Origin of the sequence: Cellulomonas septica (assembly GCF_012396155.1) — a bacterium.
GTDB lineage: Bacteria > Actinomycetota > Actinomycetes > Actinomycetales > Cellulomonadaceae > Cellulomonas > Cellulomonas septica.
The window spans coordinates 1-9,505 of sequence record NZ_JAAXOY010000063.1 but is presented as its reverse complement, the minus strand read 5'-3'; the positions used below and the strand labels follow the sequence as shown (position 1 = coordinate 9,505).

The 9,505-nt window shown below is 75.0% G+C and carries 9 protein-coding genes; 7 read left to right on the top strand and 2 right to left on the bottom strand.

From position 1 onward, the window contains the following. A partial coding sequence (locus HGA02_RS04550; protein ID WP_168677998.1) for a DUF6518 family protein occupies window positions 1–643 on the bottom strand: 643 nt, incomplete at its 3' end. A 247-nt stretch (window positions 644–890) separates the two neighbouring features. Here HGA02_RS04550 and aztD point away from each other — a divergent pair. Then, complete coding sequence (gene aztD, locus HGA02_RS04545; protein ID WP_168677996.1) at window positions 891–2,165, top strand: zinc metallochaperone AztD; 1,275 nt, start codon at window positions 891–893, stop codon at window positions 2,163–2,165. 130 nt (window positions 2,166–2,295) lie between these two features. On the opposite strand, the gene HGA02_RS04540 is transcribed toward aztD, so the two are convergent. After that, on the bottom strand, window positions 2,296–3,036 hold the full coding sequence (locus HGA02_RS04540) for a DUF4386 domain-containing protein (RefSeq protein WP_168677994.1): 741 nt from the start codon (window positions 3,034–3,036) through the stop codon (window positions 2,296–2,298). Window positions 3,037–3,129: 93 nt separating this feature from the next. Between HGA02_RS04540 and HGA02_RS04535 the strand changes: the two genes are divergently transcribed. From HGA02_RS04535 to HGA02_RS04510, 6 genes are all read left to right on the top strand, one after another. Beyond that, window positions 3,130–3,831, top strand: a complete 702-nt coding sequence (locus tag HGA02_RS04535) for a TetR/AcrR family transcriptional regulator (RefSeq protein ID WP_168677992.1) — start codon at window positions 3,130–3,132, stop codon at window positions 3,829–3,831. Window positions 3,832–4,023: 192 nt separating this feature from the next. Beyond that, window positions 4,024–5,484 carry a pyridoxal-dependent decarboxylase gene (locus HGA02_RS04530; protein ID WP_168677990.1) on the top strand — a complete coding sequence of 487 codons (1,461 nt, stop codon included), beginning with the start codon at window positions 4,024–4,026 and terminating at the stop codon, window positions 5,482–5,484. Beyond that, a complete protein-coding gene (locus tag HGA02_RS04525) occupies window positions 5,481–6,824 on the top strand; it encodes a lysine N(6)-hydroxylase/L-ornithine N(5)-oxygenase family protein (RefSeq protein ID WP_168677988.1) in 1,344 nt (447 codons plus the stop codon). The genes HGA02_RS04530 and HGA02_RS04525 overlap by 4 nt, the downstream gene beginning before the upstream one ends. Continuing rightward, window positions 6,821–7,441 (top strand): GNAT family N-acetyltransferase, encoded by a 621-nt coding sequence (locus tag HGA02_RS04520; RefSeq protein WP_168677986.1) that lies wholly within the window; start codon window positions 6,821–6,823, stop codon window positions 7,439–7,441. Before HGA02_RS04525 ends, HGA02_RS04520 begins: the two co-directional genes overlap by 4 nt. Further along, the gene (locus HGA02_RS04515) at window positions 7,438–9,276 is read left to right on the top strand and encodes an IucA/IucC family protein (protein WP_168677985.1); all 1,839 of its coding nucleotides are present in this window, start codon (window positions 7,438–7,440) and stop codon (window positions 9,274–9,276) included. Before HGA02_RS04520 ends, HGA02_RS04515 begins: the two co-directional genes overlap by 4 nt. 40 nt (window positions 9,277–9,316) lie before the next feature. After that, window positions 9,317–9,505, top strand: a 189-nt coding sequence (locus HGA02_RS04510) for a penicillin acylase family protein (RefSeq protein ID WP_168677983.1), incomplete at its 3' end; no start/stop codon positions are given.

The following is a 9,505-nucleotide window of genomic DNA, read 5'->3' as shown; positions in this document are numbered from 1 at the left end:
AGCCGACGACGCGCAGCAGCGGCTCGAGCGCGAGCATCCCGGCGACACCGGCGGGCACGGTGACGGCGAGCCACCGGAGCGTCGCGCGCAGCGGCCCGGGTCGGCGTCCGACGGTGACGAGCAGCGCGACGGCGACCGACCCGAAGACGAGCGCGTCGCCGACGTGGTGCAGCCGGATGCCGTAGGAGACCACGGCCTCGGTCGCCCAGACCGCGACGAGCAGCGCCTCGCCGAGCCCGCGCAGGCGTCCCGTCGCCGTGCGCCAGAGGTGGCCGGCGAGCCCGAAGACGGGTCCGCCGACGACTCCCGTGACGATCCACTCGGCGATCGAGGTGAGCGAGAGCCCGAAGCCCCGCAGGTCGGCGGTGACGTAGTAGCCGACGACCTGCAGGACGCACGCGAGCAGGCCCGCGACGACGGCGACGGGTCGGGTCCGCGCGCGGGCGCCGACGAGGAACGGCACGACGAGCCACGGGGACACGGCGTTCGCGAGCCCGGCGAACGGCGCGGGCAGGACGGTCTGGAGGAACGACGTGGCGACGCCCCAGGCGAGCCCGAGCACCGCGGCGAGCCCGAGGACGGCGAGGGTCGCGGTGGTGCGGCGCGCGGGGGCGACGCCGGGGAGGTCGACGGTGCTGGTCACGGCCCCGACGCTAGGTCCGCGCGCCGGTGCGTCGCGTCAGTCCGCGGGCGCGGTGTGCCGCGACCACGTCGGCCCGTGGTCGGACCGGTCGACGACGTCGTCTGCGCCCTCGGGGCGACCCACCGGGCCGATCGCGGGCCTTAATGAGAACGATAGTCATCGTCTGCTACGGTCCTGGTCGTGACGCAGCCGCGTCGCACCACGACCAGGAAGGAGCCGGTGCCGCCGCACGGCACCTGACGACCTCATGACCCAGACCCACGCCCGCCCCCGCCTCCGCGGCGCGACCCGCGCGGCCGCCGCCGCGCTCCCCCTCGTCCTGCTCGCCGCGTGCGCCGGCACCGCCGAGGACGCGACCCCCGCGTCGACCGCGACCGGGAGCACCCCGTCGAGCGGGGCCGCCGAGGCCGCGACCTACCAGCCCCGGCTCGTCGTCACGTACGACGGCGGCCTGCTCGTGCTCGACGCGGACACGCTCGAGACCGTCGACCGCATCGAGAAGGACGGCTTCCTGCGCGTCAACCCCGCGGGCGACGGGCGGCACGTGATGGTGTCGACCGACGCGGGCTTCCAGGTGCTCGACGCGGGCACCTGGGCCGAGGAGCACGGCGACCACGCCCACTACTGGACCGCCGACCCGGCGCTCACGGACGTCACCTACACCGCCGAGAAGCCGGGGCACGTCGTGGTGCACGGCGACCGCGTCGCGCTGTTCGACGACGGCACCGGCGAGGTCACGGTGCTCGACGTGCACGACGTCGCGGGCGGCGAGGACGCCGTGACCCGCACGTACACGACCCCGTCGCCGCACCACGGCGTCGCGGTGCTGCGCGGCGACGACGCGCTCGTGGTGTCCGACGGCACCGAGGAGGAGCGCAGCGGCGTGCGGCTGCTCGACGCCGACGACGCCGAGGTCGCCGCGACCGACGCGTGCCCCGGCGTGCACGGCGAGGCGGTGGCCGCCGACGAGGTGGTCGTCGTGGGCTGCCAGGACGGCCTCGTCGTCGTCGGCGAGGACACGATCACCAAGGTCGCGAGCCCCGACGCGTACGGGCGCATCGGCAACCAGGCGGGCAGCGAGGAGTCGGCGGTCGTGCTCGGCGACTACAAGTCCGACCCCGACGCCGAGCTCGAGCGGCCGACGCGCGTGTCGCTCGTCGACACCCGCACCGCGTCGCTGCGCCTGGTCGACCTGCCCGCGTCGTACACCTTCCGCTCGCTCGGCCGCGGTCACGACGGCGAGGCGCTGGTCCTCGGCACCGACGGGTCGCTGCACGTGATCGACCCCGAGGCCGGGACGCTCACGCGCTCGATCCCGCTGGTCGACGCGTGGACCGAGCCCGACGAGTGGCAGGAGCCGCGCCCGACGCTGCACGTCCTCGACCGGACCGCCTACGTCACGGACCCGGCGACGAACCGGGTGCTCGCGGTCGACGTCGCGACCGGCGAGGTGTGGCGGACGGCCGAGCTCGACGTCACGCCGAACGAGCTGACGTCGGCGGCGGGGCGGCACGCGCACTGACATCGCCCGTCCGACTCTCCCGGTGCCCGCGCGGTGGGGTGACCCGCGCGGGCGCCGGTGAGTCGTGCGGTCCGGCGGTCAGCCGCACGGGGTGCAAGAGCCGGTCCGGCGCGCCCGCCGGACGCGTCGGTCAGGCGGGCAGCGTGACGGGGCGGCGACCCGCGTCGACGACGTCGCTCGCGACCGGCGGCTGTGCCGGGGCGCGGTAGCCCTTGACGATCAGGTAGACCGCGAGGCTCATCTCCCACGCCGCGACGGGGATCGCGGCGGCCCCCGCGACGGGCGACACCTGCTCGTACACCCCGAACAGGACGAGCGTCGACGACAGGAGGACGAGCGGGCCACCGACGAGCCCGAGCACGGTGATCGCGCGCGGGGCGAGGTGCGCGCGGTGGACGACGGACGCGAGCACGAGGGTGTTGAGACCGATGACGAGGCCCGGCCCGAGGAGGAACGTCCAGTCGTGCACGGCGACGAGGCCGTGCGCGACGGCGAGGAGCGCACCGTCGTCGGCGGTCCCCTCGACGCCCGCCGCGCGGTCCTGGCGCAGCGTCACGAGCGCGAGCGTCGCGACGATGCCGACGCAGATGACGGCGGCCTCGAGCAGCCGGCCGGCGACGTACGCGATCGACGCCGCGGGCGCGTGCCGTCGGATCACGGGGTAGATCGTGACGGCGGTCCCGATGCAGGACACCGCGAGGACGACCTCGAGGAACCCGCCGAGCAGGACCTGCGTGTCGGCCCCGGCGCCGAGCACGTACCCCGGGTCGCTCAGCGCGGGCTGGTAGAGGGCGAGCCCCGCGACGGCTGCGACGGCGGCGAGGACGAAGAAGGCGCCGACGACGACGGCGTTCCCACGGCTGGGCTTCATGGCGGTGCTCCTGGGTCGAAGAGGTGTACGGCGTACACCCGATGTCCACCGACCATAGGTGTACGGTGTACACCGGTCAAGGAGGTGACCCGGATGGCGGACGAGCGACGCGCGCCGCTCACGCGCGACCGCGTGCTGGACACCGCGGTCGGGCTCGCCGACGCCGAGGGGGTCGACGCCGTGAGCATGCGGCGGCTCGCCCAGGAGCTGGGCGTCGTCCCGATGGCGCTCTACAAGCACGTCGCGCACAAGGACGAGCTGCTCGACGCGATGGTCGACCGCGTCGTCGGCGAGATCCCGCCGACCGACCCCGCCCTGCCGTGGAAGGACGCGCTGCGCACCCGCATCCTCGACGCGCGCGCCGCGCTGCTGCGCCACCCGTGGGCCCGTCGCGTGCTCGAGGCGCAAGAGGCGCCGACGCCGACGATCCTCGGCCACCTCGACGCGACCATCGCGATCCTGCTGCGCGGCGGCCTCACGACCGACCTCACGCACCACGTCATGCACACGCTCGGCAGCCGTGCGCTGGGGTTCAGCCAGGAGCTGCACACCGAGTCGACGGCCGCGGGGACACCGCTCGACGAGGAGACCGCCGCGATGTTCGTCGCCGCGTTCCCGCACGTCGTCGCGGTCGCGACCGCGGCGTCGCACGACCCCGGCAGCGTCGTCGAGGCCGGCTGCGACGACCGGTTCGAGTTCGAGTTCTCGCTCGACCTCCTGCTCGACGGGATCGAGCGGCTGCACCGCGACGGGTGGTCCTCGACGGCCGCTCGCGCCGCCGCCCGTACGTCCTGACCTGCGCCGTCGCCGATCCGCGCGACGCACCCGGGCCTCGACCCGGACGCCTGTCCGTCTCACCCGGATCGTCCACGCCTCGGCGCGCGGCTTGACGTGCGCCGAGGCGCCGTTAGGTTAGGCGAGCCTTCGCTGGGTAAGGGCCACCTCACCGCGAAGCGCTCCACTTCGTCGACCCCAGGGGGGCCTCGCGTGCGCGAGCTGCTGTCGTCCCGCACCGCCGACCACTACGCCGAGACGGTCCACACCACCGTCGACCGGCTCGCCGCACGCCTGCGGACCACCACCCAGCCGTACTCCGGCGCGACCCCCGCCCAGCTGCGGGCGCTCGTCGACGCCGTCGACCTCGACGGGCCGGCGATCGGCACCCCCGCCGCGCTGCGCGAGGTCGACGAGCTCGTCCTCGAGCACGCCGTGTGGTTCCACCTGCCGACCTACGCGGCCCACCTCAACTGCCCCGTCGTGCTGCCCGCGGTCGCGACCGAGGCCGTGCTCGCGGCCGTCAACCCGTCGGTCGACACGTTCGACCAGTCGGGCGTCGGCACGTTCGTCGAGCGCAGCGTCGTCGACTGGACCGCGCGCCGCATCGGCTTCGCCGCCGGGGACGGGATCTTCACGTCGGGCGGCACGCAGTCGAACCTGCAAGGGCTGCTGCTGGCGCGCGAGCACGCGCTCGCCGGCGTCACCGACCGCGGCGCGGTCCTCCCCCGGCTGCGCGCCGTCGCGAGCACGTCGAGCCACTTCAGCGTCCAGAAGGCCGCGCTCCTGCTGGGGCTCGCGCCCGACGCGGTCGTCGCCGCCCCCGTCGACGCGCTCGGGCGGCTGCGACCCGAGGGCGTCGCCGCCACGCTCGCCGCGATCCGCGCCGCCGGAGACGTGCCCATGGCGGTCGTCGCGACCGCGGGCACGACCGACCGCGGCTGCGTCGACCCGCTCGCCCCGGTCGCGGCCGTCTGCGACGCCGACGGCACCTGGCTGCACGTCGACGCCGCCTACGGCTGCGGCCTGCTCGTCTCCCCCACGCGCCGGCACCTCCTCGACGGCATCGAGCGCGCGCGGTCGGTCACCGTCGACTTCCACAAGAGCTTCTTCCAGCCGGTGTCGTCGAGCGCGCTCCTGGTCCGCGACCCCGCCGACCTCGCGCCCGTCGCCTGGCACGCCGACTACCTCAACCCCGAGGACAGCGACGAGCCGAACCAGGTCGACAAGTCCCTCCAGACGACGCGCCGGTTCGACGCGCTCAAGCTCTGGACGACGCTGCGCGCGCTCGGCGCGGACCGGCTGGGCGCGATGTTCGACGAGGTGCTCGACCTCGCCGCCGCCGCGCACCGGTGGGTCGACGAGGACGACGACCTCGTCCTCGTCGGGCGCTCGCAGCTGTCGACCGTCCTGTTCCGCTACCAGCCCGCCGGGGTCCCGGACGCGCAGGCCGACGCGCTCGTCCCGCAGGTCCGCGCCGCGCTGTTCGGCTCGGGACGCGCGCTCGTCGCCAAGACCGTGGTCGACGGGCGGCCCTGCCTCAAGCTCACGCTGCTCAACCCCGACACGACGCTCGACGACGTCGCCGGCGTGCTCGAGCTCGTGCGCGCGGCCGGTGCCGCGCTCGTCGAGGGCGACGACCTCGTCGCGGACGCGGCGGCGGTGGCCCGATGACCGCCGCCGAGCAGACCCGCACGCACGACCTCGTCGGCATCGGCATCGGCCCGTTCAACCTGGGCCTCGCCGCGCTCGCCGACCCGCTCGGGCTCGACGCGGTCTTCCTCGACGGCCGCGACGGGTTCGCCTGGCACCACGGGATGATGCTCGAGGGCGCGACGATCCAGGTCCCGTTCCTCGCCGACCTCGTGACGATGGCCGACCCGACGTCGCGCTTCTCGTTCCTCGCGTGGCTCAAGGCCACCGGGCGGCTCTACCCCTTCTACATCCGCGAGTCGTTCTACCCGCTGCGCGCCGAGTACGACGCGTACTGCCGGTGGGTCGCCGACCAGCTGCCGACGCTGCGCTGGGGGCGGACGGTCGTGCACGTCGAGGCCGACGGCGACGACTACCTCGTCCGCGCGCAGCGGGCCGACGGCGGCGTCGAGACGTACCGGACGCGGCACGTCGTGCTCGGCGTCGGGACGCAGCCCGTCATCCCGGCCGCGCTGCGCGACCTCGACGGGCCGGTCGTGCACAGCGCCGACTACCTGCCCTCCCGGGCGTCGTTGCAGGCCGCGCGCAGCGTGACCGTGGTCGGCAGCGGGCAGTCGGCCGCCGAGATCTACCGCGACCTGCTCGAGGACGTCGACCGGTGCGGCTACCGGCTCGACTGGGTCACGCGCTCACCGCGCTTCTTCCCGATGGAGTACACGAAGCTCACGCTCGAGATGACGTCGCCCGAGTACACGGACCACTTCCACGGGCTCCCGACGGACGTCCGCGACCGGGTCGGGCGCGAGCAGCGCGCGCTGTCGAAGGGCATCAGCGCGGCGCTCGTCGACGACATCTACGACACGCTCTACCGCAAGAGCGCCGCCGGGCCCGTCCCGACGACGCTCCTGACGGACACCGAGGTCGTCGACGCGCGGTGGGACGGCACGCGGTACACGCTGCGGCTGCGGCACGCGCAGCTCGACGCCGTGCACGAGCGGACGACCGACGCCCTGGTCCTGGCGACCGGCTACGCCGCGCAGGTGCCGGCGTTCCTCGACCCGGTGCTCCACCGCCTCGACCTCGACGAGCGCGGGCGGTTCGCGGTCGCGCGCGACTACTCCGTCGACGGCGGGCGCGGGCGCGTGTTCGTGCAGAACGGCGAGGAGCACACGCACGGCGTCACCGCACCCGACCTCGGCTTCGGCGCGTGGCGGTCGTCGGCGATCCTCGAGGCCGTCGTCGGGCGCGAGGTCTACCCGCGCGAGCGCCGCATCGCGTTCCAGGAGTTCGGCGTGCCCGCCGACGCGCAGTCGGTCGCGGCCGCCGACGACGCCGTCGCGCTGGTCGGGGGCGCGCGATGAGCGCGCCCGGCACCCCGGGTGTCGTCGCGGCGGACACGTCGCCCGGGTCGCACGCGACGCCCGCCGGGTCGCCGTCGCCGGTCGTCACGCTCGAGCCGCTCGACGTGAGCGCCCACCTCCCGCGCCTGCACGCCTGGCTCACGCACCCGCGGTCCGCCGCGTGGGAGATGGGGCACCTGACCGCGGACGAGGTGCGCGCGTACTTCGACGGCGTCGCCGCCGACCCGCACCAGCAGGCGTGGCTCGGCCGCGTCGACGGCGCGCCGACGTTCCTCGTCGAGACGTACGACCCCGCGCACGTGCTGCTCACCGACGTGCACGACCCCGAACCCGGCGACGTCGGGATGCACCTGCTCGTCGCGCCGCCGACCGGCGCAGCCGAGCACGGGCTCACGTCCGCCGTCATGCGCGAGGTCGTGCGGTTCGTGCTCGACGACCTCGGCGCGGCGCGCGTCGTCGTCGAGCCCGACGTCACCAACACCCGCATCGCCGCGAAGAACGCGGCCGCCGGGTTCCGCGTGCTGCGGGAGGTCGACCTCCCGGGCAAGCGCGCGCTGCTGTCCGTCTGCACGCGCGCCGACCTCGCCGCGAGCCCCCTGGGAAGGACCCTGCGATGACCGCCACCACCGAGCGTCCGGGCACCGGGCTGACGCACGCGCGGAGCACCGCCGCGCACCTGCGGCCCGAGACCATGGCCGTCGCGCAGCGGCACCTCGTCGCGAAGGCCCTGTCCGAGCTCGCGCACGAGCGGCTGCTCGCACCGGTCCGCGACGGAGACCCGGCCGACCCCGCGGCGGACGACGAGCGCGACCCCCACGACTACCGCGTGGTCCTCGACCACGGCCGCGTCGTGTACCGGTTCCGCGCGCGCCGCCTGTCGCTCGAGCACTGGGCGCTCGACGAGGCGAGCCTCACGCGCGACGTCGACGGCGAGCCCGCGCCCCTCGACGCGATGGCGCTGGTCCTCGAGCTGCAGCCGCTGCTGCGCATCCCGGACCACCTGCTCGCGGTGTACCTCGAGGAGATCGCGTCGACGCTCGCGAGCGGCGCGTTCAAGGCCCACCACGGCGGCCCGTCGGCCGGGGACCTCGTCGGCGCGCCGCTGTGGGAGGTCGAGGCCGCGATGACCGAGGGGCACCCGTCGTTCGTCGCGAACAACGGCCGGATCGGCTTCGGCGTCGCGGACCACGCGGCCTACGCGCCCGAGGCCGGCCGGCCCGTGCGGCTCGTCTGGCTCGCGGTGCGGCGCGACGTCAGCCACCTCGCGCTCGGCGACGGGATCGACGAGGACGACTTCTACCTCGCGGAGCTGGGCGGCGCGACGATCGCCCGCTTCCACGCGCAGCTGCGCGACCTCGGCCTCGACCCGGCGGGCTACCGCTGGCTGCCCGTGCACCCGTGGCAGTGGGAGCACCGGCTCGCGGTCACGTTCGCGCCCGACGTCGCCCGCCGCGACCTCGTCCTCCTGGGCACGGGCGACGACGACTACCTGCCGCAGCAGTCGATCCGCACGCTGCTCAACGTGTCCGACCCGTCGCGGCACTACGTCAAGGTCGCGCTCGCGATCCAGAACATGGGCTTCCTGCGCGGCCTGTCGCCCGCGTACATGGCGGCGACGCCGGTGATCAACGACTGGGTCGCGGACCTCGTGGCGGGCGACCCCGTGCTGGGCGCGCTCGGGTTCCGCGTGCTGCGCGAGCGCGTCTCGATCGGGTACACCGGCGACGCGTACCACCGCACGCCCCAGCCGAACGCGCACCGCAAGATGGTCGCCGCGCTGTGGCGCGAGAGCCCCGTCCCGCTCGTCCCGGCGGGACACGCGCTCGCCACGATGGCGTCGCTGCTGCACCGCGACGCGGACGGCGCGTCCTACGTCGGGACGCTCGTCGCCGCGTCCGGACTCGACGCGACGGCGTGGGTGCGGCGCTACCTCGACGTCTACCTCACGCCGCTCGTGCACTGCCTGCTCGCGCACGACCTCGCGTTCATGCCGCACGGCGAGAACGTCATCCTCGACCTCGACGCGCACGTGCCCGTCGGTGCGTTCCTCAAGGACATCGGCGAGGAGGTCGTGGTCCTCACCGACCGCCCGCTGCCCGACGAGGTCGCGCGCGTGCGGCACCCGGTCGACGCCGACGAGGCCGCGCTCGCCGTCTTCACCGACGTGTTCGACGGGTTCCTGCGGCACCTCGCCGCGATCCTCGACGCCGACGGGCTGCTCGACGAGCGGGCGTTCTGGGGCCTCGTGGCGGACGTGATCGACGCGCACGCCGCACGCCACCCCCACCTGCACCGACGCGTCGACCTGCGCGCCCGGCGCTTCGCGCACTCGTGCCTCAACCGGCTGCAGCTGCGCAACACCGCGCAGATGGTCGACCTGACCGACCCGTCGGGCTCCCTCATCTACGCGGGCACGCTCGCCAACCCGGTCGCCCGGCGGCGCGACGCATGACGGCGTGCGCGCCCGTGCCGACCGGCAGCAGGGTGGGCGCATGACGGTCGAGGTGTACCGCGACGCGTGGGGCGTGCCGCACGTGCGGGCCGACGACGAGCTCGGCCTCGCGTACGGCCAGGGCCTCGTGACGGCGGTCGACCGCGCGTGGCAGGTCGAGGTCGACCTGTGGCGCGCCGAGGGTCGGCTCGCCGAGCGCCTCGGACCCGCGGGCGTCGACTGGGACGTG

Excerpts from the sequence above, each read along its gene's own strand:
- HGA02_RS04535 (WP_168677992.1), top strand. The coding sequence starts at position 3,130 with ATGGCGGACGAGCGACGCGCGCCGCTCACGCGCGACCGCGTGCTGGAC.
- HGA02_RS04515 (WP_168677985.1), top strand. The coding sequence starts at position 7,438 with ATGACCGCCACCACCGAGCGTCCGGGCACCGGGCTGACGCACGCGCGG.
- aztD (WP_168677996.1), top strand. The coding sequence starts at position 891 with ATGACCCAGACCCACGCCCGCCCCCGCCTCCGCGGCGCGACCCGCGCG.
- HGA02_RS04540 (WP_168677994.1), bottom strand. The coding sequence starts at position 3,036 with ATGAAGCCCAGCCGTGGGAACGCCGTCGTCGTCGGCGCCTTCTTCGTC.
- HGA02_RS04520 (WP_168677986.1), top strand. The coding sequence starts at position 6,821 with ATGAGCGCGCCCGGCACCCCGGGTGTCGTCGCGGCGGACACGTCGCCC.
- HGA02_RS04525 (WP_168677988.1), top strand. The coding sequence starts at position 5,481 with ATGACCGCCGCCGAGCAGACCCGCACGCACGACCTCGTCGGCATCGGC.